At 62.4% G+C, this 25,483-nt stretch carries 22 protein-coding genes and 1 tRNA gene; 12 read left to right on the top strand and 11 right to left on the bottom strand.

The window, feature by feature from the left end:
* The first annotated feature begins 42 nt into the window (after positions 1–42).
* On the top strand, positions 43–1,284 hold the full coding sequence (locus QTL56_RS13560; RefSeq protein ID WP_245137427.1) for a L,D-transpeptidase family protein: 1,242 nt from the start codon (positions 43–45) through the stop codon (positions 1,282–1,284).
* A gap of 4 nt (positions 1,285–1,288) precedes the next feature.
* Entirely contained in the window at positions 1,289–1,531 is a 243-nt protein-coding gene (locus QTL56_RS13565) for a sulfurtransferase TusA family protein (protein WP_245137426.1), read from the top strand.
* Here QTL56_RS13565 and QTL56_RS13570 read toward each other — a convergent pair.
* Positions 1,528–2,670 carry a CobW family GTP-binding protein gene (locus QTL56_RS13570; RefSeq protein ID WP_245137425.1) on the bottom strand — a complete coding sequence of 381 codons (1,143 nt, stop codon included), beginning with the start codon at positions 2,668–2,670 and terminating at the stop codon, positions 1,528–1,530. The two genes, QTL56_RS13565 and QTL56_RS13570, sit on opposite strands and share 4 nt — an antisense overlap.
* Positions 2,671–2,678: 8 nt before the next feature.
* Positions 2,679–3,770, bottom strand: coding sequence for a D-alanyl-D-alanine carboxypeptidase family protein (locus QTL56_RS13575; RefSeq protein WP_245137424.1), 1,092 nt, complete (start codon positions 3,768–3,770; stop codon positions 2,679–2,681).
* 189 nt (positions 3,771–3,959) lie between these two features.
* On the opposite strand from QTL56_RS13575, the gene QTL56_RS13580 reads away from it, so the two are divergent.
* The 3 genes from QTL56_RS13580 to QTL56_RS13590 all read left to right on the top strand — a co-directional run bounded on the left by QTL56_RS13580 (position 3,960) and on the right by QTL56_RS13590 (position 5,637).
* Positions 3,960–5,123 (top strand): M20 aminoacylase family protein, encoded by a 1,164-nt coding sequence (locus tag QTL56_RS13580; protein ID WP_245137423.1) that lies wholly within the window; start codon positions 3,960–3,962, stop codon positions 5,121–5,123.
* Positions 5,124–5,189: 66 nt separating this feature from the next.
* Positions 5,190–5,266, top strand: a tRNA-Arg gene (locus QTL56_RS13585).
* 128 nt (positions 5,267–5,394) lie between these two features.
* Positions 5,395–5,637, top strand: coding sequence for a hypothetical protein (locus QTL56_RS13590; protein ID WP_245137422.1), 243 nt, complete (start codon positions 5,395–5,397; stop codon positions 5,635–5,637).
* Positions 5,638–5,661: 24 nt separating this feature from the next.
* On the opposite strand, the gene QTL56_RS13595 is transcribed toward QTL56_RS13590, so the two are convergent.
* The 3 genes from QTL56_RS13595 to QTL56_RS13605 form a co-directional block, all read right to left on the bottom strand.
* Positions 5,662–5,850, bottom strand: a complete 189-nt coding sequence (locus QTL56_RS13595) for a hypothetical protein (protein ID WP_229575054.1) — start codon at positions 5,848–5,850, stop codon at positions 5,662–5,664.
* A gap of 69 nt (positions 5,851–5,919) precedes the next feature.
* A complete protein-coding gene (locus QTL56_RS13600; RefSeq protein WP_245137421.1) occupies positions 5,920–6,108 on the bottom strand; it encodes a hypothetical protein in 189 nt (62 codons plus the stop codon).
* 116 nt (positions 6,109–6,224) lie between these two features.
* A complete protein-coding gene (locus QTL56_RS13605; protein ID WP_245137420.1) occupies positions 6,225–6,557 on the bottom strand; it encodes a hypothetical protein in 333 nt (110 codons plus the stop codon).
* A 425-nt stretch (positions 6,558–6,982) separates the two neighbouring features.
* Here QTL56_RS13605 and QTL56_RS13610 point away from each other — a divergent pair, with 425 nt between their 5' ends.
* Both QTL56_RS13610 and QTL56_RS13615 read left to right on the top strand, forming a co-directional pair.
* Complete coding sequence (locus QTL56_RS13610) at positions 6,983–7,510, top strand: sigma-70 family RNA polymerase sigma factor (protein ID WP_229575057.1); 528 nt, start codon at positions 6,983–6,985, stop codon at positions 7,508–7,510.
* Positions 7,507–8,598, top strand: coding sequence for a DNA topoisomerase IB (locus QTL56_RS13615; RefSeq protein WP_245137419.1), 1,092 nt, complete (start codon positions 7,507–7,509; stop codon positions 8,596–8,598). The genes QTL56_RS13610 and QTL56_RS13615 overlap by 4 nt, the downstream gene beginning before the upstream one ends.
* A 66-nt stretch (positions 8,599–8,664) precedes the next feature.
* On the opposite strand, the gene QTL56_RS13620 is transcribed toward QTL56_RS13615, so the two are convergent.
* Positions 8,665–9,165 carry a YciE/YciF ferroxidase family protein gene (locus QTL56_RS13620; protein WP_229575059.1) on the bottom strand — a complete coding sequence of 167 codons (501 nt, stop codon included), beginning with the start codon at positions 9,163–9,165 and terminating at the stop codon, positions 8,665–8,667.
* A 158-nt stretch (positions 9,166–9,323) separates the two neighbouring features.
* On the opposite strand from QTL56_RS13620, the gene QTL56_RS13625 reads away from it, so the two are divergent.
* Positions 9,324–10,067, top strand: coding sequence for a BON domain-containing protein (locus QTL56_RS13625; protein ID WP_245137418.1), 744 nt, complete (start codon positions 9,324–9,326; stop codon positions 10,065–10,067).
* Between the two features lie 25 nt (positions 10,068–10,092).
* Here QTL56_RS13625 and QTL56_RS13630 read toward each other — a convergent pair whose 3' ends face one another.
* Entirely contained in the window at positions 10,093–11,940 is a 1,848-nt protein-coding gene (locus tag QTL56_RS13630) for a heavy metal translocating P-type ATPase (RefSeq protein WP_245137417.1), read from the bottom strand.
* 107 nt (positions 11,941–12,047) lie between these two features.
* On the opposite strand from QTL56_RS13630, the gene dxr reads away from it, so the two are divergent.
* Positions 12,048–13,232 carry a 1-deoxy-D-xylulose-5-phosphate reductoisomerase gene (dxr, locus tag QTL56_RS13635; RefSeq protein WP_245137416.1) on the top strand — a complete coding sequence of 395 codons (1,185 nt, stop codon included), beginning with the start codon at positions 12,048–12,050 and terminating at the stop codon, positions 13,230–13,232.
* A 78-nt stretch (positions 13,233–13,310) separates the two neighbouring features.
* Here dxr and hemA read toward each other — a convergent pair whose 3' ends face one another.
* The 4 genes from hemA to QTL56_RS13655 all read right to left on the bottom strand — a co-directional run bounded on the left by hemA (position 13,311) and on the right by QTL56_RS13655 (position 18,583).
* A complete protein-coding gene (gene hemA, locus QTL56_RS13640; protein ID WP_229575062.1) occupies positions 13,311–14,525 on the bottom strand; it encodes a 5-aminolevulinate synthase in 1,215 nt (404 codons plus the stop codon).
* Between the two features lie 221 nt (positions 14,526–14,746).
* Positions 14,747–15,547: an FAD binding domain-containing protein gene (locus tag QTL56_RS13645; protein ID WP_245137415.1), complete on the bottom strand. Its 801-nt coding sequence runs from the start codon at positions 15,545–15,547 to the stop codon at positions 14,747–14,749.
* Between the two features lie 15 nt (positions 15,548–15,562).
* Positions 15,563–17,929 (bottom strand): xanthine dehydrogenase family protein molybdopterin-binding subunit, encoded by a 2,367-nt coding sequence (locus QTL56_RS13650; protein WP_245137414.1) that lies wholly within the window; start codon positions 17,927–17,929, stop codon positions 15,563–15,565.
* A gap of 165 nt (positions 17,930–18,094) precedes the next feature.
* Entirely contained in the window at positions 18,095–18,583 is a 489-nt protein-coding gene (locus QTL56_RS13655; RefSeq protein WP_229575065.1) for a (2Fe-2S)-binding protein, read from the bottom strand.
* Between the two features lie 321 nt (positions 18,584–18,904).
* Here QTL56_RS13655 and QTL56_RS13660 point away from each other — a divergent pair, with 321 nt between their 5' ends.
* The 3 genes from QTL56_RS13660 (at position 18,905) to QTL56_RS13670 (ending at position 25,454) form a co-directional block, all read left to right on the top strand.
* Entirely contained in the window at positions 18,905–19,168 is a 264-nt protein-coding gene (locus tag QTL56_RS13660) for a YMGG-like glycine zipper-containing protein (protein WP_006724501.1), read from the top strand.
* A 167-nt stretch (positions 19,169–19,335) separates the two neighbouring features.
* On the top strand, positions 19,336–21,264 hold the full coding sequence (locus QTL56_RS13665; RefSeq protein ID WP_370660291.1) for an autotransporter assembly complex protein TamA: 1,929 nt from the start codon (positions 19,336–19,338) through the stop codon (positions 21,262–21,264).
* 26 nt (positions 21,265–21,290) lie between these two features.
* The gene (locus tag QTL56_RS13670; RefSeq protein ID WP_245137412.1) at positions 21,291–25,454 is read left to right on the top strand and encodes a translocation/assembly module TamB domain-containing protein; all 4,164 of its coding nucleotides are present in this window, start codon (positions 21,291–21,293) and stop codon (positions 25,452–25,454) included.
* Positions 25,455–25,483 lie beyond the last annotated feature (29 nt).

Genomic DNA, 25,483 nt, shown 5'->3' on the forward strand with positions numbered 1-25,483 from the left:
CATTGCGAGCCACAACTTCGAGACTGGAAAGAGCGTTTGCGCATGCGCTTGACATCGACGGCCCTGGTCCTGATTTTCGCCGCCGCCCTCGCCGGCTGCAACGACGCGCTGGAGAGTGCGGCTTATGACACGCCGCGTGTATCCAACAAGGTCGCGCAGCCGCTGCCCGCCCGCCTCATTGCCGAAATCCAGAAGAAGGGCATGGAGCGCAACTCGCCGATCATGATCCGGATCTTCAAGGAAGAGGGCAAGCTCGAGGTCTGGAAGGCAAAGACCAACAATCGCTTCGACAAGGTCGTGGAATACGACATTTGTGCCTGGTCGGGCCGTCTCGGCCCCAAGGTGAAGGAAGGTGATCGCCAGGCGCCGGAAGGTTTCTATCCGCTGACGCCCTATCACCTGAACCCGAATTCCAAATATTTCCTCGCGATCAATACCGGTTACCCGAACCAGTTCGATCGGGCGAACGGCCGCAGCGGATCCCATCTGATGATCCACGGCGCCTGCTCGTCTTCGGGCTGCTACTCCATGACCGATGCCCAGATGCTGGAAATCTATGCCTTCGCGCGTGACGCCTTCAAGGGTGGCCAGCAGGCTGTCCAGCTACAGGCCTTCCCCTTCCGCATGACGGCGGAAAACATGGCGCGACACCGCCACAGCCCGCATTACGACTTCTGGAAGACGCTGAAGGTCGGCTACGATCACTTCGAAGTGACCAAGCGCCCACCGGAGGTCAATGTCTGCGAGAAGAAATACGTCTTCAACCAGACGGCACCGGCAGGGTCGAGCTTCGATCCGCAGGGCGCCTGCCCGGCGATCAGCACGCCACCGGCACTGTCGGTCGCGCTGAATGGCTATAACGAGGCCTACGACACCGCCTATTCCAAGGCGCTGAAGAAATACGACGGCAAGATCTGGTACGATCCGACCGAGGCCGAGCGCAAAGCGCTGGTGGCTGACCTGCGCAAGTCGCGCTCGCACGATCTTGCTTTTGCACCGACGGGTTCCGCCCTGAAGGCCGGCAAGCTGCTGGATATCGACGAGGTGAGCCCGGCACCGGAGACGGCTGCCAATGGCACCGCGGCCGTCAATCAGATGGCGACCAACCCGAACGGCGATCCGCAGACCGCGCAACCACAGACGGCAACCTCGACGGGAGCCGTTGCAGCACCGGTGACGACGGCTGTGCCTGTGCCGCAGCCCAACCCGCTCGCCCCTGCTCCCCAGACCGCTGAGGCGGCACCGGCTGCCTCCCCGAAGAAGCCTTTCTGGAAGCTCTGGTAGGGCGATGGTCGACGCAGTCGTTTATGATCTGAGGGGGCTTAAATGCCCCCTTCCCGTTTTGAAGACACGCCGCCGCATGGCCGACTTGCAGCCGGGCGACGAACTGATCGTCGAAACGACCGATCCGCTCGCCGGCATCGACATCCCGCACTTCTGCAAGGAAGACGGCCACGAGCTGGTGGCACAAGAGCGCCTCGATGCGGGCCACCGCTTCCACATTCGCAAGCGCGAAGCCGAGGTTGACTAGAACTTGAAACCGGGAATCGACAGCGGGTTCTCCGTCATCGCGGCCCGGTCGGGGCGGTCGATCGCGACCTTGCCGGTAAAGGCACCGAACAGATCTCGCACATAACTCTCCGACAGGTCCTTGGTAATCAGCACCAGCCGCGTCTTGCGATCCGACCCGTCAGGCCAGGACGGCAGGCGCACCGGCGGATGAAAGATCGACTGCACACCGTGCAGAACCAGCGGCTTGTCCGGCCGGTCGGTGAGCGCCACGATGGCCTTCATCCTGAGAAGCTTCTCGCCATGGGTGGAGCGCAGGAGATCGATGAACATGTTGATCGCCATCGGATCGATCGGCTCGTCATGCAGGATGGAATAAGACCGGATCGAAGCGCCGTGACGGTTCACGTCATGGGCATGGTGATGATGGTGGTCATGATGGTGCCCATGGTCGTGATGGTGATCATGGTGATGGCGATCGGCGGCGGCCGCCATCTCATCCTTCAGCCAGCGATCGACATCTGCGATCTTGCCTGAAGGGTCGTAGAGACCGTTGACCAGCATCGCAGCCGAGCCCGCATCCTCGGCATCCCCGTCGGCAATTGGAGCGCGCGGATTGAGCAGACGCAGGCGCTGGGTGAGCGCCGAGATGGTCGCTTCGTCGGCGAGCGTCTTCTTGGTCAGGATCAGCCGGTCGGCCACCGCCACCTGTTTATAGGCTTCCGGATAGGTGTCGATCGTCGAGAGCCCGTTCACCGCATCGACGACGGTCACGACGCCATCGAGGTCGAAATGCTGGGCAACCGAGGGATGGCCCATGACCGACTGCATGACGGGCGCCGGATCGGCAAGCCCCGTCGTTTCGATGACCACCCGCGACAGAGGCTTGATCTTGCCGGTCTGCATGCCGTCGATCAGTTCGGCCAACGTATCCACGAGTTCACCGCGCACCGTGCAGCAGAGGCAGCCGTCGGAGAGTTCAACCACGGCATCGTTGGACGCCTCAACCAGCAGGTGATCGATCCCGACCTCACCAAACTCGTTGATGATGACGGCGGCATCCTTCATCTCCGGATCCTTGAGGAGCCGGTTGAGAAGCGTCGATTTCCCCGCCCCGAGGAAGCCGGTGAGGATGGAGACGGGAATGCGGGACTGACTCATGGCTTCTCTCAGAATGTCGGACGCGGCTTCGGGATCGGCACATTGGCGATCTCGCCGACGCCGCCTCCCTTTGCGGTCTGGACGGGTTCGCTGCCCGGAATCAATCCGGCATAACTCATTGCCGGCGACCGGCCCATCTCGCGAATATAGGGAGAGAGCAGTTTCATGCGACCGGCCTCGTCCCGACCTTCGCTGCGCACCTTGCGGGCCTGCGGATTGCAGATCTCTGCGCTGATGTCGGTCACCTGGTCCTGTCCCTCGCCATAAGGCGCGAGCTGCTCCAGCCGGCTGCCGGCGACGGATGTCGTCAGCCCCTTCTGCAGGAGATCCGCGGACAAATCGGCACGCGCACCCAGACTGTCGGCCCCGAGCACGACAGAGATTACAGTTCGGCCGTTGCGGGTGGCAGACGACACCTGGTTGAAGCCGGAGGCGCAGACATAACCGGTCTTCATCCCGTCAGCACCGGGGAACCGTCCCACGAGGAGGTTGTAGTTCGGATAGTCCTTCTTGCCCGTCGTCACCCCTTCGAGCGCGAAATAACCTGCATATTCCGGGAATTCACGTCGGATGGTCGCCGCCAGAAGCGCCATGTCGCGGGCGGTCGTATACTGACCCTTGCCCGGCAAACCGTTTGGGTTGACGAAGCGGGTGGAGGTCATGCCGAGCCGTTGCGCCTCCTGGTTCATCCGTTGAACGAAGGCGGGTTCGCTGCCGCTCACGGTTTCGCCGATCGCAACGGCGACGTCATTGGCCGACTTGATGATCAGGAGCTTCAACGCGCTGTCGAGCGTCAGCTTGGAACCCGGCTTGAAATACATCTTGCTGGCCGGCTGGTCTGCGGCATGCTTGCTCATCACGACCACGGTTTCCGGCGAAAGCTCGCCTGATCGCATAGAGCGGAAGGTCGTATAGGCCGTCATCAGCTTGGTGAGAGAGGCCGGATACCACTTTCGGAAGGCTTCCTGATGCGCGATGACCCGGCCGCTGCCCACATCGACGACCATCATCGGATTGGCGGCGGCGGCACCTGGCAGAACCAGTGCCACCAGCGAGACGGCGACCGCCAGTCGGCGGAGGGATCCGGGTGAAGACAACATGCGGGGACGTTTCGTAAACACGACTTCGATCCTCTTGTTCGGCTGGTCACTCGCCAAAGCATGGCGAAATCTTATGTAGGGAAGGAATGGCAAAGCCCATTGAATACGTCAATTGAAAGGCGCACATTCTTGGTCGACAATCACGTGATGCCTTTCATGCGTGACCAGGAATGAACCCAGGACGAGAGAATGCCGCTTCTGAACCGAGCCTCCGAACTTCAGTCGGAGGCCACCGAATGGCGCCGCCATCTGCATGCCAATCCGGAAATCCTCTACGACGTCGACAACACCGCAGCCTTTGTTGAGGCGCGCCTTCGGGACTTCGGTGTCGATGAAATCGTGACCGGCCTCGGTCGCACCGGTGTCGTCGGCATCATCAAGGGATCGGGCGACGCGGGCCGGACCATTGGCCTTCGGGCAGACATGGATGCCCTGCCACTGGAAGAGATCACGGGAAAGCCATGGGCATCGACGATCACGGGCCGCATGCATGCCTGCGGCCATGACGGCCATACCGCCATGCTGCTCGGGGCGGCCAAGCATCTCGCCGAAACCCGCAACTTCTCCGGCCGCGTGGCCGTTGTCTTTCAGCCGGCCGAGGAAGGCGGGCGCGGCGCACTCGCCATGGTCGAAGACGGATTGATGGATCGTTTCGGCATCGAAGAGATTTACGGCATGCACAACATGCCCGGAAGACCTGTCGGGACCTTTGCCATCCGCAAGGGCGGCATCATGGCCGCACCCGACAAGTTCCAGCTCAAGCTGACCGGTCTGGGTGGCCACGCCGCCGAACCGCACAACACAGCCGACACCATCGTCATCGGTGCGCAAATCGTCGGCGCGCTTCAGACCATCGCGGCCCGCAACGCCAATCCGCTGCGCTCCGTGGTTGTTTCCGTGACGCAGTTCCATGCCGGCACGACCCACAACATCATCCCCGAAGAGGCCTTTATTTCCGGCACAGTCCGCTCACTGGACGAGGGTGTGCGCGATCTGGCCGAGCGCCGCATCGGCGAAATTGCAGCCGGCATCGCCTCCGCCCATGGCGCCACCATCGAATATGAATTCGAACGCGCCTGCCCCGTGACCGTCAATCATCCCGCCGAGACCGATTACGCGGCACGTGCTGCAATCGATGTGGTGGGCGCGGACAAAGTCGACACCGAAGTCGATCCGAGCATGGCGGGCGAGGATTTCGCTTTCATGCTGCAGGCACGCCCCGGCGCCTACATCATGATCGGCAACGGCGAGACTGCCGGCCTGCACAATCCGGCTTATGACTTCAACGACGAGGCGATCGCCGCCGGAATTTCCTATTGGGTGCGCCTCGCCGAACAGCGCTTGCCGCGCTGAGCCATGTCATTGCATCACGCAAAACCGCTTGGCTTGCCGGCTCGGCTTTTGTATGGAGGAGGAAGTGGTCCCGTAGCTCAGCAGGATAGAGCATCAGATTCCTAATCTGAGGGTCACGCGTTCGAATCGCGTCGGGATCACCATTTCACGCAAGTCAGTTATCGCCATTGCGAATCTTGGGTTGCGTTCAAACCGTGATACGGCATGATGGTCCATGCCACGCTGACGGGTGCTTACTCTCTTATCGTCGGCCTCGAACGGAGGGAATGCCATGGCATCGAGCCCCCTCGGCAAGAATCAGGAAGACAGCGCAACCGTCGAACGCGCAATTGTCGAGCGCGCCGTCCGGCGCCTTTATGGGCGCAAGCAGCTGGACCCTGACGTGGAGCAAAATGCATCCGCTCTGGTCCAGTACCTGGTCAAAAGCGGCATTCACGACGAGGACGACCTCGTCGAACTGGCCTGGATTGCCAATGGCAAACGCTATGATCCGAGCAGCGGCAGCTTCAGTTGAAGCGCCGAACCGTCCACGTGGGTGCTACTGACGCCCACCGAAGGGGCGGGTGTCTGCATTTTCACCCTTCCGGTAGAGTTCGCGGGCTGCAGCATCGCTGTTTACGCGCTCACCGCGGCTGAGCCGGCGTTGCCTCATGATGGCATAGAAAATTGCACCGCCGAGCAGAACCGGACCGAGCATGACGACGGCAAGCCAGAAATAATTGATCATGATGTGTCCTTTCGTGACTGAGGGGACCAGGAAGGCCAACCCAAGCAGGCACAAAAGGTTCCGACCTTGTCAGGTTTCGGTTTCGGCGCTCGTCTGCTTTTCGTCGAGCGCTGCCTGCAGCTCGATCGCAAGCTTGACCAGATGCGGCGGCACAGCCTCGCGACGCATGTCCTCCATGAGGACATCGAGTTTGTCGCGCACGATCCCACCCGTGCGGTCGCGGCGAGCCTCGATGGATGTGAGTTTCGGTTTTTCCATTCAGGCCTCCGACTTGATGCTTCTCGCGAACCATCGCATATGTTCCGCTATAAATCTCGATACGACGACTGGTTTGCGCCGGATCAACAGCAATTCGGCTGATCTCGGCATTCGCCTTAGCTCAGGCTATCATCAGCCTCTGGAAAGGCCGTAACCAATGCTTCCCGATCGCCATAGTCGACCGCCTTGCCCTGAAGCACCACGCGCAGACTGTCGGAGACATCCACCGGGCCGTCATGTTCGAGTTCGATCCGGTCTCCGGACGACAGGACCAGCGTCGCGCGGGACTTGAATCCCTGCCGGATCAACCAGTCGCGCGGCGCCTGCATTTCAACCGTGGCGCGATAGTGCGGACCAAGACGCTCCACCGCGACATGATAGGTGATGGGCGAGAGAAGCTCGCCGATAAGCAATTGGCCCTGGCCATCGACATTTTGCACATGCGTCATGGTTCTCTCACTTCCGTTGGGATTCGTCCTGCCTGAAAACCCGTGATTCCGGGCATAGTTCCACTCGAAAAAAGCGGCGCCCCTCTGGAACCACGGCCCGGTCGGGACGTTCCTCCGACGGGCTCCCGGGGGAGAGCGAGAGTTGAGAGGAACCGATGAGCAGCCCATGTCAGACAATCAATCTCCAAGCACCGGATCGGACGTCGGATCCCGTTGAATGCGAGGTTGTGTTCGACACGTTCGGGAAGAGCAAGCTCACCTTTCTTCATCAGGATGAGACCAGAGATGGAAAACTCGGCCGGTTCAACAGATGTGCAGGCCGTCGCTGATGTTTGCCAGCTTCACAGACCGTTCGCATTATCGGGAACCAAGGCATGGGGCGTGCGTTTTCGCGTCATTGTGCCTTGTGCCACAGACATTGGAGGATGGCGACCTTGACGACCCGTAAAGCCGAGCTTGCCGCACAGTCCGAAGTGGTCGAGTTGATACCGGCATTGCGCGCCTTTGCGCGGACATTCTGCCAGAAACCGGAAGAAGCCGATGACCTTGTTCAGGAGACCCTGACAAAGGCGCTTGCCAATCTCGACAAGTTCGAGCCGGGCACGAGGCTGAAATCCTGGCTCTTCACGATCATGCGCAACACGTTTTGCACACGGTTCAAGAAAAGCAGCCGCGAAACGATAGGGTTGCCGGATGCCGTCACGGCCCGGTTGACCACGGAGCCGAGCCAGGAGTGGACGGTGCAGGCCGATGAGGTCCGGCGGGCACTCAACCGGCTTCCGGAACATCACCGTGAAATGCTGGTGCTCATTGTCATGCTGGGCGAGCGCTACGAGGATGCAGCCGAGATCTGTGGCTGCGCCGTTGGAACGGTGAAAAGTCGCCTGAGCCGGGCCCGCCAGCAACTGCGGCGGGAACTCGGTGAAATGGGAACGGACAGCCCTGTCGCATGACGAAAACGGACGGTGCGACCGCAGCGGTCTCTGGTTCGGCACCTTCTCCGGACGATGCCCCGGAACTGGCTGAAATCGGGCTGGTGTATTGTACGGATGCCCAACCGGGCGTCTCCCGGCGGAAGAGAGGCAAGGGCTTCTCCTATCACCTTCCCGACGGCATGCGGGTGGACGACCCGACCCTTCTTGCACGCATTCGAAGCCTCGCCCTGCCGCCCGCCTATGAACGCGTCTGGATCAGCATGGAACCGCGAAGCCACTTGCAGGCCACCGGCTATGATTCCAGGGGCCGCAAGCAATATCGCTATCACGCAGACTGGGCCGCTTGGCGCAGCGAACGCAAGTTCGGCGAGCTGATCGCCTTTGGCGAAGCACTGCCGGGGATCCGCAGGCGGATTGCCCGCGATCTCGCCGAACACGAGGATGAGGGCTATTTCCTTCTATCCGCCCTGATCAGCCTGTTGGACGTGACCTATATGCGTGTCGGCAACCGGGCTTATGCCGAGGAAAACCGCACCTATGGCGCAACCACCCTGCAGAAGCGCCATCTGACCTTCGAGCCCGATGGCATTCGCCTGAGTTTCATTGCCAAGGGCGGAACGAGGGTGCGGCGAAAGCTGCGGCATCCGCGATTGCAGAAAATACTGGAGGAAATCGCCGACCTTCCGGGCCGCGATCTCTTTTCCTGGCGGGACCAGGATGGCCAGTTGCACCGCATCGATTCGGGCCGGCTGAACGCCTATCTATGCGAAATTACCAAGGCAAGCCTGTCTGCCAAGACCTTCCGCACCTGGGGCGGCAGCGTGGCGGCCTTCGCTGAAGCCTGGCGACGGATTGAAGGCGGAGAACGCCCGACGATCCGCCAGATGTGTGAGGTGGCTTCGGACCGGCTGCACAATACGCCGACCATCTGCCGCACCAGCTACGTCCATCCGGCGATCCTGACGCTCGCCGACAAGGCAACGGATCTCGAGACAGTGCGCGCCCAGCTGCGTGCAGCGCCGACCCGTGCCCTGTTGCGGGTCGATGAAAACAGGCTGATGGCCTTCCTGCGCAACCAGCCGGCGGCAAAGGACATCCCGGCCTGAGGTATTGGCTGAAAAACTGAAAAAGGGCCGGCAGAACCGGCCCTTCCATCAGGATGCGGACAGCGATCAGGCCGCCTTCTTTTGTGCCGCCGCGTTGACCGCCTGCTCCGCGAGCTCCGTCAGCAGTTCGTCGGTCTTGGATTCCTCGGCAAGCGTCTCGTCGAGCAGCTTCACCGCATCCTTGTAGCCGAGCTGCTGGGCCCAGGCGCGCAGGGTACCGTAGCGGCTGATCTCATAATGTTCGACAGCCTGGGCCGCAGCCAGAAGGCCGGCATCCAGAGCAGGCGAGCCCTTGAATTCTTCCATGATCTCTTCGCCCTCCTCGACGATGCCGTCGATGGCGGGGCAGGTCTTGGCGCGCGGGCGCTTGCCGATGATTTCGAAGACCTGCTGCAGGCGCTCGACCTGGCCTTCGGTTTCTTCCTTGTGCTGCTGGAAGGCGGCCTTCAGCTTCTCGTTCTGAGCGCCGCGAGCCATCTTCGGCAGTGCCTTCAGGATCTTGCGCTCGGCGTAATAGATGTCTTTCAGGGTTTCGTGAAAAAGATCTTCGAGTGTCTTCGTAGCCATGATGTTCGTCTCCTCGGGGTTGGTGAATGCCTCCAGTAACCGGCGCCGTGGCCCCTTTGTTCCTGGCTTTATTCCTCCACAGACAAGGAACGAACGAGCGACATCTCAGTTGGCCTGAGGCGGGCTGAACCCGCCTTCCCGACCGAAAGGAGGACACAATGGTCAACCGGAACTACAACTGGGACAACGAACAGCCACGTGGCGAAGGTCAGCGCCGCGGGCCGACGGGAAACTATGGTCCAGGCGAAAGCGGCTTTGTGCGCGGCTACGGCGAAAACCGACCGGATGCGGATCGCTATGACGCGGAACGCCAGCGCGACTACGGGATGGACGGCGGCTATGGCGCGAGTGGATCACGATATCCACGCATGGGACGCGCCGACTGGACCACCGACGACCTCGCATATGCCGGAGAATTGAGCGACCGGGGCTATGGCGATGACACCGGTCGATATGCCCGGGGTGCCGGACGCGCCTATTACCCTTCTGACAGACCCTCTTATCGCGGCGGCTATGGCCGCCCGGACCGGGACCATGACGACGGGCGCGGCTTCGTCGATCGCGCCAGTGATGAGGTTGCATCCTGGTTCGGTGATGAGGAAGCGGCACGCCGGCGCGAGATGGACGACCATCGCGGCAAGGGGCCGAGGGGATATCGCCGCTCGGACGCACGCATTCTTGAAGACGCCAACGACCGTCTGGCCGACGATCCCGCCATCGATGCGTCGGACATCGAGGTCACGGTAAAGGACGCCGAGGTGACACTCGGCGGCCATGTGACCGACCGTTTCGAGAAGCGCCGGGCCGAAGACTGCGTCGAACGTGTCAGTGGTGTGAAGCATGTGCAGAACAACCTGCGCATCCGGATATCAGGCGAAGGCAGCGTCATGACGCAAGCCTGACATGCTGCAGGCCTGCCCGGCGAACTCAGCCACGAAGGGCGCGCAGGGCGTTCAGGATGACGGCAACGTCGATCACTTCCTGGAGAAGCGCACCCTGGACCGGCGTCAGGTAGCCGAAGGCGGCAAGCACCATGGCGCCGCCCGACAATACGAGCCCGGCAATGGCACTTTGCCGGGCAATGTTGCGCGATCGCCTGGCGATGCCGCAAGCCAAGGGCAGTCTTGCCAGATCATCCGCAAGCAGCACCGCATCTGCCGCTTCGGATGAGGCGGCGGAACCCCGCACCCCGATCGCCACCCCGACATCGGATAGGGCAAGCGCCGGCGCGTCGTTGACACCGTCCCCCACCATCATCACCACACCGTCGAGGCGTTCCCGGCGAATGAGCTCCAGCTTGTCTTCCGGCGTGAGATCGCCGGCAACGGCGTCGAGGCCGAGCGTGGCTGAGGCCTTCTCGGCGACATCCGTGCGGTCCCCGGACGCCATGACGATGCGGCGGATGCCACCGGCGCGAAAGGCGGCAATCGCCACATCCGCATCCTGGCGAATGGCGTCGGACAACAGGATGAGGCCGGCGGCCCGTCCGTCAATACCGACCGCGACGATAGCGGTGCCGCTGTCGACGCCGGTACGGTTGAAGGCTTCACCTGCCGAAAGCTGGGACAGCACGTACCGGCTGCCACCAAGCGCGACGCGACGGTCACCCACAAGGCCGGACAGGCCGCGGCCTGCATCCTCCACGACAGTCTGGGGAAGAACCAGGGCAAGCCCGCGCGCGGTCGCCGCCCGGACGAGCGCTTCGGCAGCGACGTGGCCCGAGGCCTGGTCGAGCGAGGCGGCAAGTGCGAGAACGTCATCGGCGGTAAAGCCCGGTTCCGGCCTGACATCGCCGACTTCGGGGCGCGCCGAGGTGATGGTACCGGTCTTGTCAACCACGACTGTTGTGACGGCGGCCAGCGCTTCCAGTGCGCCGGCGGTCTTCACCAGCACGCCATGGGAGGCGACCCGCGACATGCCGGCAATCACGGCAACCGGCACGGCGAGGATCAACGGACAGGGCGTGGCAACAACGAGCACGGCCAGCGCTCGCGTCGGATCGCCGCTCCACCACCAGGCGCCACCGGCAAGGAGAAGTGTAACGGCGAGAAAGACAAGCGCATAACGATCCGCCATGCGCGCCATCGGAGCCCGGCTGGCCTGCGCCTGTTCGACGAGACGCACGATGCCGGCATAGGTGCTTTCAGCGGATTCGCGCAGCACCAGCAGATCGAAGGCATCGCCGAGAACGGTGGCACCACTCGGCACTTCATGGCCCCGCTGGATGGGCACCGGGAGAGATTCCCCCGTCAGTGCCGAAAGATCGAGAACTGCGGACGGAGCAAGCAGGCGGCCATCGACAGGAACCACTTCGCCCTTGCGCACGAGGATCCGATCTCGCGGCTGAAGCGCCTCGATGGGCACACTTTCCAGGCTCTGGTTCCGATAGAGCATGGCGGTGCGCGAGACACGTCCGAGCAGCGCCGTCATGTCGCGCCGGGCGCGACCTTCGGCAAAGCTTTCGAGCAACTGCCCGCCGGCATACATGACCGCAACGATGGCGGCGGCGAGGTTCTCGCCCAGCGCGAGGCCGACGCCGATCGAAAGCGCGGCAATGGCATCCACACCCATCCGGCCATTCAGAAGTGCACGCAGGATATCGAGGACGAGGGCGACGAGCACGGCACCGCCGCCGAAGAACCAGATCCTCGCCGCCTGGTCGGACTGGCCCGCAAGAAAGAACACCCCACCGCCGACAAGGCAGACAAAGGCAAGCGCCGCGAGGAGGATCGGCAGGCTTTCACGCAATCGTGTCGGCTTCAACAAGTCCGGCATTCTCCCTTTCCAGAGGTGCTGGCGAAAGGTCGAATCCGACCTCTCTTGCTGGTCTTCTCTTTCCCTTGTAGAGCCTTCTGAGCATGAAGCAATCGGACGTAAGAAGCATGATCGACAATGCCCGGCCCCGGCGCCTCTCAGTCCTCGGCTCGACCGGCTCGATCGGTGTGAACACGCTGGACGTCATTGACCAGCTCGGTGGCCGCGACAGTTTCGAGATCATGGCTCTGACCGGCAACGGCAATCTCGACCTGCTGGCCGAACAGGCGCGGCGCACCGGGGCCAAGCTCGCGGTGACCGCCGACGAGAGCCAGTACATGACGCTCAAGGACCTCCTGTCAGGATCGGGCATCGACGTGGCCGCGGGCACAAGCGGCCTGGACGAGGCCGCCGACATGGATGCCGGCTGGGTGATGGCCGCGATCGTCGGCACGGCAGGTCTTGCGCCCACATTGAAAGCCGCAGCACGCGGCGCCGACATCGCGCTCGCCAACAAGGAATGCCTCGTCTCTGCCGGCCATCTCTTCGTCGATGCGGTGAAGAAAGGCGGCGGACGCCTGATCCCCGTCGACAGCGAGCATTCGGCGATCTTCCAGTGTCTCGAAGCCGAACAGCGCCACGCGCTCGAGCGCATCGTGCTCACTGCCTCGGGTGGCCCTTTCCGCACCCATAGCCGCGAACAGATGGCCAATGTCACCGTGCAGACGGCGCGCTCCCATCCCAACTGGTCGATGGGCCTGAAGATCTCCGTCGGCAGCGCTTCGATGTTCAACAAGGCACTGGAAATGATCGAGGCCAAGCACCTCTTTGACATCAGCCCCGACCAGATCGAGGTCGTCGTGCATCCGCAATCGATCATCCATTCCATGGTGGGGTATACAGATGGCTCCGTCATCGCCCAGCTCGGCGTGCCCGACATGCGCACCGCCATCGGCTATGCGCTGACCTATCCGAAGCGGCCGGCGCTCAACGTCGACCGGCTGGATTTTGCCAAGCTCGCACGGCTCGATTTCGAAGCCCCGGACGAGACCCGGTTTCCCGCACTTCGCCTGGCCCGCACGGCGCTGGAGCGCGGCGGCCTGCAGGGCGCGATCCTCAACGCCGCCGAAGAGACCGCCTTCGATGCCTTTGTCGAGGAGAAGATCGGGTTCCTGGACATGGCTGACGTGGTGGAGATTGTCATGGACGCGCTGGTCGAGGGCGTGCCTGCCGAGACCGTTGCCGACGTGTATGCGGCCGACAGGCAAGCGCGCCGCAAGGCGGCAGAGGTCATCGCAAGGCGGGCCGGCTGACCTGAAGCGACCAGCCCAAATCAGAAACGGGCCGCGTCACCGCAGCCCGTTTTTCAATGTTTGGAGATTTTAGTCCAATCAAGCCACTGCTCGGGCGAGCGCGCAGCGCGACCAGAGTTGATGCAGCGAAGAGACCAGGTGTTCGAGGTCGGCATCGGAATGCAGCGGCGTCGGCGTGATGCGCAGCCGCTCGGTCTTTTTCGGGACCGTCGGATAGTTGATCGGCTGCACGTAGATGGAACAGTTGTCGAGCAGCAGGTCGGAGATCCACTTGCACTTGGCGGCATCACCGACGAGCACAGGCACGATGTGGCTCGGGTTCTGCACATGCGGAATGCCGGCCTTGTCGAGCATGAAGCGCAGACGGCGCACGCGCTCCTGATGGGCAAAACGCTCGACCTGGCTGGTCTTCAGATGGCGGATCGAGGCGACGGCACCGGCGGCCAGCGCCGGCGGCAGAGCCGTCGTGAAGATGAAGCCGGAAGCGAAGGAACGGACAAAGTCGCAAAGCGCCGTCGAGGCCGCGATGTAACCGCCCATGACACCAAAGGCCTTGCCGAGCGTGCCTTCGATCACCGTCAGGCGATGCATCAGGCCTTCGCGTTCGGCAATGCCGCCACCATGCGCGCCGTACATGCCGACGGCATGGACTTCATCGAGATAGGTCATCGCGCCATACTTGTCGGCGAGATCGCAGATTTCCTTGATCGGCGCGATGTCGCCATCCATCGAATAGACGGACTCAAACGCGATCATCTTCGGCGCGCGCGGATCGGCGGCGGCCAGCTTGGCTTCGAGATCCTTGACGTCGTTGTGCTTCCAGATGACGCGCTCGGCCTTGGAATGGCGAATGCCTTCGATCATCGAGGCGTGGTTGAGGGCATCCGAGAAGATGATGAGGCCCGGGATCTTGGCACCGAGCGTGCCGAGCGCTGCCCAGTTCGAGACATAGCCAGAGGTAAAGATCAGCGCCGATTCCTTGCCGTGAAGGTCGGCGAGTTCGCGCTCGAGCAGAACGTGGTAGTGGTTGGTGCCAGAAATATTCCGGGTGCCTCCCGCACCCGCGCCACAGTCATCGATGGCCTGTTTCATGGCCTCGATGACAATAGGGTTCTGGCCCATGCCGAGATAGTCGTTGGAGCACCAGACAGTCACCTCCTCGGTGCCGTTCTCGGTGTAGCGGGTCGCGCGCGGAAAATTGCCGCGCTGGCGTTCCAAATCAGCGAAGACGCGGTACCGGCCTTCCTCGTGAAGCCCCGCGAGCTGATCCTTGAAAAACGCCTCGAAATCCATGCTTAAACTCCAGTCTACGAAACTCTTTTGTGTCTCTCGGGCGCCGGGGTCAAGCCCGGTATTGTAAATTCATTCTAAACTGCGACAAATGGCGCGAATATTAGAACAGCCACACATAGATACTAGCGGATTGCGCCAAGGCAAACTTGATCTGCGTCAAACTCGGTAAAAAAGGGCGGCCGAAGCCGCCCTTTTTCAGTCCTCCTGAAACGGAAGCGTCGTCAGGAGGACTGGACTGCGCGTTTGGCCATTACCCGGACGAGATTTGCACGGTATTCCGCGGTGCAATGAAGATCCGACATCAGCTCCGACGAATCGATGTCCACGGCAGCGGCGGCATCCGGCGACCAGTTGGCCGAAAGCGCCGCTTCGAGACCCGCATGGCGGAAGACACCGGTGGAGCCGGCACCGGTGACAGCGACACGGACGCCACCGGGCCCCTTCGAGACGAAGACGCCGGTCATCGCGTAACGCGAAGCCGGATTGGCGAACTTGGCATAACCAGCCCTCTCCGGCGCATCGAAGCGGACGGCCGTGATGATCTCGTCCTCGGCCAATGCCGTTTCGAACAGGCTGACGAAGAAGTCGTCGGCCGCGATTTCGCGACGGCTGGTCACGACCGTTGCACCAAGGCCGAGCACGGCCGACGGATAATCCGCCGCCGGATCGTCATTGGCAACCGAGCCGCCGATCGTGCCCAGATGGCGCACATGTGGATCCCCGATCATCGCGGCAAGGTTCGAGATCGCCGGACAGACCGCGCGGATTTCCGCTGAAGAGGCGACCTCCGCATGGGTGACGGCAGCCCCGATCGTGACGCGCCGCCCCTCGACCTTGATCCCCTTGAGGGTCTCGATATGCCTGAGGTCAACGAGGTCCGACGGCTGGGCGAGGCGCTGCTTCAGCGCAGCGATCAGGGTCTGGCCGCCGGCGATGAATTTGCCGTCCTCGGCACCGGACAGAAGCCTGCCGGCATCCTCGACCGTCGAGGCCCGATGGTAGCTGGTGGAATAGAGGTGCATGGTCCTAGTCCTCCCTTATTCGGCGGCCTGGCGGGTCGCATTGGCCTGGAGCGCACTCCAGACGGCAAGCGGCGTCGCCGGCATATTGAGGTTGTTGTTGCCAATCGCGTCCGTGATCGCGTTGATCAGCGCCGGTGGAGAACCGATCGCACCCGCTTCGCCACAGCCCTTGATGCCGAGCGGATTGCCCGGACATGGGGTATTCTGATGCGAGACATTGAAGGACGGCAGGTCGTCCGCGCGCGGCATGGCATAATCCATGTAACTCGCCGTCAGCAGCTGGCCCGTCTGCGGATCGTAATGCACGGCCTCCAGCAGTGCCTGGCCGATGCCCTGCGCGATCCCGCCATGCACCTGACCCTCGACGATCATCGGATTGATGATATTGCCGAAGTCGTCGGCTGCGACGAACTGGATAATCTCGGTCTTGCCCGTTTCGGGATCGACCTCAACTTCCGCGATGTAGCAGCCGGCCGGGAAGGTGAAGTTGGACGGGTCGTAGAAGGCACCTTCCTTCAGACCCGGCTCCATGCCGGACGGCAGATTATGCGCGGTATAGGCCGCAAGCGCCACCTGGAACCAGGGAAGCGTCTTGTCGGTCCCGGCGACCTTGAGCTCGCCATTTTCGATGACGATGTCGCTCTCGTCCGCCTCCATCAGATGGGCCGCGATCTTCTTGGCCTTCGCCTCGACCTTGTCGAGCGCCTTGACGATGGCCGACATTCCGACGGCGCCGGAGCGCGAGCCATAGGTACCCATGCCCATCTGCACCTTGTCGGTGTCGCCATGCACGATCGAGACATTGTCGATCGGCAGGCCGAAACGTTCCGTAACAAGCTGGGCAAATGTGGTCTCATGGCCCTGGCCATGGCTATGCGAGCCGGTCAGGACTTCGACGGTACCGACCGCATTGACGCGGACCTCGGCCGATTCCCACAGGCCTACACCTGCGCCGAGCGAGCCGACCGCAGCCGAAGGCGCAATGCCGCAGGCCTCGATATAGCAGCTCATGCCGATGCCGCGCAGCTTGCCGCGCCGGGCAGCTTCCGCCTTTCGGCCCGCAAACCCGTTCCAGTCGGCAGCACCCATGGCAGCGTCGAGCGAGGCGTCGTAATCGCCGGCGTCGTAACACATGATGACGGGCGTCTGGTACGGGAAGGTCCGGACGAAGTTCTGCCGGCGGAGGTCTGCCGGAGAGACGCCCAGTTCGCGTGCCGCCGTCTCGACGGTGCGCTCCAGAAGATAGGTCGCTTCGGGCCGTCCGGCGCCACGATAGGCGTCGACTGGCACGGTATTGGTGTAGACGGTGCGGACATTGGCGTGGATCGCCGGGATCGCATACTGGCCCGAGAGCAGCGTGGCATAGAGATAGGTCGGGACCGAGGACGAGAAGAGCGACATATAGGCGCCGAGATTGGCGACCGTATCGACTTTCAGCCCGATGATGTTGTTGTCCTTGTCGAAGGCCATTTTTACCTTCGAAACATGATCGCGGCCATGCGCATCGGTGAGAAAGGCCTCGGTGCGGTCCGACGTCCATTTGACCGGTACGCCTGTTTTCTTCGAGGCCCAGAGACAGACGATCTCTTCCGGATAAATGTAGATCTTCGAGCCGAAGCCACCGCCAACGTCGGGCGCGATGACGCGCAGCTTGTTTTCCGGCGCGACATTGTAGAAGGCGCTCATGACAAGGCGCGCGACATGCGGGTTCTGCGAGGTGGTGTAGCAGGTATAATGGTCTTCCGCGGTGTCATAGATGCCAAGTGTCGCGCGCGGCTCCATCGGGTTCGGCGAGAGCCGGTTGTTGAGGATCTCGATTTCGGTGACGTGCGCGGCACGGGCGATCGCGGCGTCCGCCAATGCGCTGTCGCCGATCTCCCAGTCGAAGATCAGGTTGCCGGGGGCTTCCGGATGGATTTGTGGTGCGCCTGATTTAAGCGCATCGATGGCGCCGGTGACGACGGGAAGCTCCTCGTATTCGACCATGACGGCTTCGGAGGCGTCGCGTGCCTCGCCAAAGCTGTCGGCGACGACGATGGCGACGGCATCGCCGACATAACGCACGATGTCATGCGCCAAGGGCCGCCAGGCCCCCATCTTCATCGGCGAGCCATCCTTGGAATGCACCATCCAGCCGCAGATCAGGTTGCCGATGCCATCGGCCAGCAGCTGCTTGCCGTCGAGAACGTCGATGACGCCCGGCATGGCCTTCGCGGCAGAGACATCGATCGACTTGATCCGGGCATGCGCATAGGGCGAACGGACGAAATAGGCATATTTCATGCCGGGGACGACCATGTCGTCGGTATACCGGCCCTTGCCGGTCAGAAAACGCTTGTCTTCCTTGCGCGCCACGCGTGCGCCGATTCCTTCAACACCCATTGTCTTCTCCTCCAGAGAAACAGGAATTAGGTCTAAAGCACCAGGCAGTAGCGTTTGGACTTGCAGCGTCATGACATTGGACGCGACCAAATTTCCGTGCCGGAAGGCAACACTGACAGAGCGTTCCTAGTGGCTATGGGCTAATGCCTACGTACACTCATCGCCTCACTCGGCGGCCTGACGGCCGGCTGTCATCGCTTCATTGGCCGAAAGCACGGCCTTGACGATGTTATGATAGCCCGTGCAGCGACAGATATTGCCCTCGAGCTCTTGGCGGACGGTGGCCTCGTCGAGCGCACCGTTGTGACGACAGATCATGTCGAGCGCTGTCATCACCATGCCCGGCGTACAGAAGCCGCATTGCAGACCGTGATGTTCCTTGAAGGCCGCCTGAACCGGATGCAGCTCACCACCGGAAGAGATGCCCTCGATCGTCGTGATCGAGGATCCCGAGGCCTGGACGGCCAGGATCGAACAGCTCTTGATCGATTTGCCGTCCATGTGAACGACACAGGTTCCGCATTGGGTGGTATCGCAGCCCACATGCGTTCCCGTGAGACCAAGCTTGTCGCGAATGAAATGCACGAGCAGGGTGCGATCCTCGCACTCTCCGCTCACTGTCCGGCCATTCACCGTCAGTGTCACTTTAGCCATGTTTTTCCTCCTCGTGTCTCTCCCGGACACGGGGGCATGGTGTGAGTTTTGTGTGACATGTGCAACCGTCTAGAAGGTCGCAATCGAAAATTATGTGTACCGCATTGCAGCATCAAACCGCCTGTAAATCCTGGGTTCATCTTCAATGCCTCATGCAATAAAACCACCCGCGAGGGTGTGAGCCTCGACCATGGACTTTCCCTTGGCCGAGGCTATGCTCATGGAAGCCTGAAGCCGCCCAGGGACAGAGCTCTAGCGGTTTGGCATGCTGTCAAAAACAAGACCGGCTCGCCCGGACGCGTGGAACTTGGAGAGATGAAGATGAAAAAAGCTCTTGTGCTGATGCTTGTCGGCCTTTCGGTCGCAGGCTGCACCCAGACAGAACGCGGCGCAGGTATCGGCGCCGCCTCCGGCGCGATCATCGGTGGCATAGCCACAGGCAACGTCCGCGGCGCAGCAGTCGGTGCCGCTATCGGCGGCGTTGCGGGCGCCGTGATCGGCCGCGTGTCGGAACAGCCTGGTCAGTGCTACTACCGCGACCGCTACGGCAACCGCTACATCGACGCTTGCCCGCGTAGCTACTGATCTCGGCTTGATCAGACCTGTGAGAACTAAGGCGGGGCTGCAACACTCCCCGTCTTTTTACGTAAACAAGCAAAAAAATGTATGCGTTTTCACGCAAATACGCCTAAGTTGTCGACTGGGCGGGGAGTGCATGAGAGATCGCGACGAAAGCGAAATGCCAAGACCGAGTGGGGGTATGGGGTATATTGCCGAAGTTTAGTCATGCGTTCCGGCTCGGACTTGCCCTGACCGTCGCAATCACATCGTCCATCGGGATCACCGCACAGGCCCAGGCCTTCGAGATATTCGGCATTCGCCTTTTCGGCGAAGCCGAAGTCGATCGCGACATTATCGATCCCGTTGATTATGCCATCACGCTTGATACAGGTGATGCCGACCGCGCGCTCAGGAAGTCGCTGGAGCGCACCTCTCTCCTGGTGGCCGACGAGGAGCAACCCGTTTCCGGCGATCTCGGCCTCGTCATCAAGGCACGCGACGACCGCGACCGGCTGATTGCCACACTCTACGAAAACGCGCTCTATGGCGGCGTCGTCACCGTTACGATCGACGGCAGGGACATCGACAGCCTGCCGCCCAATCCCACATTCGACCGTTCGCGTCCCGTACCTGTCTCGATTGCGATCCAGCCGGGGCAACCGTTTACGCTGGGCGAGGTGAAGCTGGAGGGTGATGCCGCCCGTCTCGACCCCGCCGAGTTCGATCTCGTGCGCGGGCAGAAGGCCGGATCGCTGACGATTCTGAAGGCGGCTGACGCAATCGCGTTGCAACTGAAGGAAGAGGGACGCCCTCTGACGGAAGTGACGCGTCGCGACGTGATTGCCGACCACAAGACGCAGACGGTCGACCTGACGATCGCGGTCGAGGCAGGCCCGGTCGCCCCTCTTGGCGCAGTCACCGTCAAGGGTGCGCGCGCCGTGGATTCGAACTTCATCGCATATTATTCGCGCCTGAGGCCCGGCCAGACCTACTCCCCCGAACAACTGCGCAAGGCCGGAGAAAGACTACGCACGCTTGGCGTTTTCTCTTCGGTCACAGTCAACGAAGCTGAGGGGCTCGAAGCGGACGGATCGCTCCCGGTGGGCATCGTCGTCTCGGAGGGCAAGCACCGCTATTTCGGCATCGGTGCCAGCTACTCATCGGTCGATGGCGGCGGCATCGAGGGCTATTGGGGTCACCGCAATCTTTTCGGTCAGGCGGAATCGATCAGGATAGAAGGGGCGGTGCGCGGGCTCGGCGAACTCGAGAACATCTCCGATGTCTCTTCGCTCGATTACACGGCCGGCATCACCTTCATCAAGCCAGGCGCCTTTGTTCCCTCCGGAACGCTCGAGGCCAGCATCAAGGGCAGCACGCTGGAGACCGACTATTACGATGCAGCCACAATTACGGGCAAGGTGTCCTATGCCTACGAACTGACCGATGTCGATACCGTCAGCGCCGGCGTTTCACTGGCCTATGACAGCATCGACGACGCCTTTGGCGACGGCAACGAATACCTGACCTTCGGCGTGCCGATCGGCTATGTCAGAGACACCCGCGACAACCGGCTGAATGCGACCGAGGGCTATTACGGCACGGCGACGCTGACACCGAGCTACGATTTCTTCGGCCAGACCTTCTTCACGTCGTTCGAAGGCTCGATCTCTGCCTATCTCGGCTTCGGGGAAGAGGATCGGTTCGTGCTCGCCGGCCGCCTGAGCGGCGGCACCCTGGTCGGTGGGGGAGATCTGTCCGCAATCCCGGCGACCCGGCGATTCTTCTCCGGCGGTGGCGGTTCGGTGCGAGGCTATTCCTTCCAGGAAATCACGCCCTACAATGCCGCGGACGAGGGCACCGGCGGTCGCTCTTATCTGACGGCAAATCTGGAAGCCCGCATCAATGTGACGGACACGATCGGAATCGTGCCCTTTCTCGACATTGGCACCGTGACGGACAACACTGTGCCCGATTTCTCTGACATCAAGATGGGCGCAGGCGTCGGGCTGCGCTACATGACACCATTCGGCCCCTTGCGGCTGGATGTGGCAGTGCCGCTGGATGCTTACGACGGTGGCAGCCGTTATGCCATCTATGCCGGCATCGGTCAGAGTTTCTGACCGAGCAAGACAGGACAATTGAAAACATGATCTGGTTGAAGCGCATCCTCACCTGGACGCTCCGTCTCCTGGGCGGTCTTGTGGCCGTATCGATTGCGCTTTTTGTCGTGGTGATCCTGGTCGGCGGCTTTTCGCGCACCGGCAGCCAGTTCCTCGCCGACCGGATTGCCGCACTTGTCTCCACCGACAATCGCCAGATCACCTTGAGCGGAACCGGGCCCTTGCTCAGCAGCGAGTTCTTCGTGGAACGCATCACGGTCTCCGACGCCCAGGGGGTCTATGCCTCGATCGAGGATCTCGCACTCGACTGGACGCCGCGGGATCTGATCCGCAAACGCTTCACGGCCGAGCGCATATCCGCGCGTCAGGTGACGGTCAGCCGCCCGCCTCTGCAGTCTACGGAACCGGAGCCGGAAACGGACGAACCTTTCTCGCTCCCGGTCGAAATCGACATTGCCACCATCAACCTGCCCTCGATCAATATCGGCGCTGCACTCGCGGAGCGCGACTTCGCGCTATCGGCCCAGGGGTCGCTACAGATTGTCGGCGACACGATCGGCAGCCGGTTGACCGCGACCCGTCTGGATGAGCCGGGCAACAATGCTGTCATCGACCTGCTCTACGCGCCGAACGACAACCAGCTGCGCGTCAATCTGGACTACCAGGAACCGGCCGCCGGCCTGCTCGGCCAGCAGTTGCAACTGCCCGGTCAGCCGCCACTCGCGATCGAGATCGATGGCGACGGCCCGCTCGACAACTGGGCGGGCGAGGTCACCGCATCGCTGGACGGTGAACGAACCATCACGATCGACGCCACCCATCAGCTCGAGGCGAATGGGACCCGAACCGTAACGGCGGCGGGCGGTGGCTTCTTTTCTCGCCTGATGCCACCGGCACTGCGCGACATCTTTGCCGGCGAAACCGCGATCGATGTGGCAGCGGCACTGGGGGCGGATGGATCGGTCGTGATCGAAAAAGGTCGCTTCGAAACAGCCTCTGCCGAAGTGGTGGCGGCTGGACGCTATGATCCGAATGGCGACAACGACATTCGTCTCATGGCGCGGGCAACGGGCGAGCCCGTTAGCATCACCGCGGAATCGGCCGAGTTTACCGGCGGCTTGAAGCTGAGGAGCCTCGACCTCGCCTTGAGCGGCGAGGCCCCGGCTACCGCACTGTCACTGCACGCCGATCTGGCTGAGCTGACCGTTCCGCAGGGCACACTGTCGAACGTCATGCTGGACGCAGACAGTGAAAGTTTCGACATCGCCAACCGTGAGGGCCCTGTCAACATCAGCATGTCCGTGCAGGGCACGGATATCCGCGACGCCGAGATCCGACCTTATATCCGCGGACCGCTGGCGCTGACCGCCCCCCTCACCCTTTCAAGCGAGGCGATCACCTTCGACGAACTGGCCTTCGACAGCGATGGCCTCGACCTGCAGGGCTCCGGACGCTACGCACTCGACACGAACGGCTTTTCGGGCCGTCTCGCGGTACAAGCTGCACCGGATCTCTTGCCGCCCGCCCTGGCTGATCGTCTGCAGGGACCGGTAGACCTGTCCGCCCGCGTTGATTTCGTCGCGCCACGCGCCGTCGCCCTCAGGGAGATCGTGCTGTCCACCGATATCGCCCAGGCGGAAGGATCGCTGTCTATTGACCAGGACGGCATTCTGGCCACCGATTTGACCGGCCAGCTTCGCGATATCGGACTTTTTGTCGAGCGGATTCGGGCACCCGCGTCCTTCAACCTCTCGGCCTCCGGTCCCCTGGACGCCGTGGAGGCGACCGTCAATCTCGCAGTCGAGCAGGGTGAAGCAGCGGGCTATCGGATCGAGGATCTCGCGCTCCAGCTCGAAGGCGTGGCCAACCGGGTTGCGCCGAGCGGAAATCTGACGGTCACCGGCCAGATCGACGGCAAACCGCTTGAGGCCAAGGCACGGGTCGTGAGCACGGACGGGCAGACGAAGGTCGATGCTCTCGACCTCGCAATCGGACCAAACCGCCTGACAGGCGCACTCGATCTCGGGCAGGATCTGCTGCCAAGCGGCGATGTGTCATTCGACTTCCCCGACATCAGCCTGCTTGCCGCACTCGCCGGCCAGAACGTGGGCGGAGACCTCAAGGGAGAGGTCGCGATCCGATCCCAGAAAGGGCAGATCGCAGCCGATATCGAGGCGACCGGCACAACGATCACGCAGGGCGATCTCGTCATCGCCGAACCGCGCATCGACCTGACAGTCACCGACATGGCGGCCCTCGCCGCCAAGGGCACCATAAGTGCAGACGGCGTCGCCTCCGGTGCGAACAGGCTGGACAGCTTGGCGCTCGAATTCACGCGCTCCGGCTCCGACACCGATTTCGATCTTTCCGGACGATACGACAACGCGCCTGTGGTTCTGCGCGGGGCTCTGAGCCAGGGCGGCGAGGAACTCTTGGTCGCCGTCGAAGAACTGCGCGCCGCGCCCCGCGGCATTGCGCTGGCGCTAGCCTCTCCGACATCCATCCGGATTGTCGATGGTGCCGTTTCCATTGCCGAGACGGTCATCACTGCCGGTTCCGGGCGGCTCGCACTCTCCGGCACAATTGGTGACACGCTCGATCTCTCCGTGGATATAAGGGCACTTCCGGCTTCGCTCGCAGCTGCCCTGGCGCCGGAGATCGCGCCGGAAGGCACCATTTCGGGAACTGTTGAAGTCGGTGGCGTGCCGTCGGCGCCGGTCGCAGATTACCGCCTCGACTGGCAGGGCGCAGCGATAGCGCAGACGCGCGGTGCCGGTCTCGTGCCATTCGGCATCACCGCAAACGGACGGTTCGAGAACCAGAGCCTTACCCTCGACAGCCGGATCAACGGCGGCGGCATCGGGCTCACGGCAGGCGGCAATGTCTCCCTGCAGAATGGACCGGGGCTCGATATCAGGATCCAGGGCGATGTCCCTCTGTCTGCCGCCAATGGCCAGCTCGGAGCCCAGGGCTTCGTCGCCGAAGGCAATGCGACTGTGAACCTGACGATCGGCGGCACCGGCTCTGCACCGAGCATCACCGGCACGGTCTCGACCAGTGGCGCCCGCGTCATCGACGTCCGGCGCAATCTTGCGATCGAACAGATCGCAACGACGGTGAACCTGACAGGCACGCGCGCCGAGATCGGCAGTCTGACCGGCAATCTCGCCGCGGGCGGCCGTGTCTCTGCTCGCGGCTTCATCGACATCACGGCGCCAGGCCTGCCGGCTGATCTGACCATCGATCTCGACCAGGCCGTCTATGTCGACGGAACGACCGTCGCGAGCACGGCCGACGGCCAGCTGACCCTCACCGGACAACTGCTGAACGGACCAAGGCTCGCCGGCAGCATCAACCTTTCGCGCACCTCGATCACGCTCTCTGAAAGCCAGCCCGCGAGCTTGCGCGAGCTGGACATCGTGCATCTGCATGCTCCCCCGGCCATCCTGCGACAACAGGGTGAGCAAAATCCGGCGGAAGGTCGCAGCTCCAGCGCACCGATCGTGCTTGATCTGACGATTTCATCACCCACTCAGACTTTTGTGCGCGGACGTGGGATCGACGCAGAGCTGGGCGGCACGATCAGGCTGACAGGTACCGCTGCAGCCCCCGCGGTGTCCGGAGCCTTTGATCTCCGACGCGGCCGCATGCAGATCCTGACGAAGCGCCTCGACATCACGCGGGCGACCATCACCTTCGGGGGCGACCTCGTGCCCTTGCTCGATCTCGAAGCGACCACGACCTCGGGCGATGCCACGATTGTCATTCTCCTGACCGGGCTTGCGAGCAATCCGCAGGTCAGCTTCAGTTCGACGCCTTCCCTTCCGCAGGACGAAATCCTAGCGCAGCTGATTTTCGGCCAGTCGCTGTCGCGGCTCTCGCCGCTGCAGATCGCACAGCTTGCCGATGCCGCAGCGCAACTCGCCGGCGGGAGCGGCAGCTCGCTGTTCCAGTCGCTGCGCAGCACGCTCGGCGTCGACGATCTCGACATCTCCACCGACGAAACAGGCGGCACCAGCATCAGCGCCGGAAAATACCTCAACGACCGCACCTATATCGAGCTGGAACAGAGCGGCAGCGGTGGGGCGAAGGCGGTGATCAATCTCGACATCGGCCGCGGCGTGAAGCTGAAGGGTGAAGCCGGTGGCGCGGGTGCCGGAGGCGGCATCTTCTACGAGAATGAATACTGACGAGCCTCCGGGGCGCAGCGGCGCAAGGC

This window comes from Peteryoungia algae (assembly GCF_030369675.1).
GTDB classification, from domain to species: Bacteria; Pseudomonadota; Alphaproteobacteria; order Rhizobiales; family Rhizobiaceae; genus Allorhizobium; species Allorhizobium algae.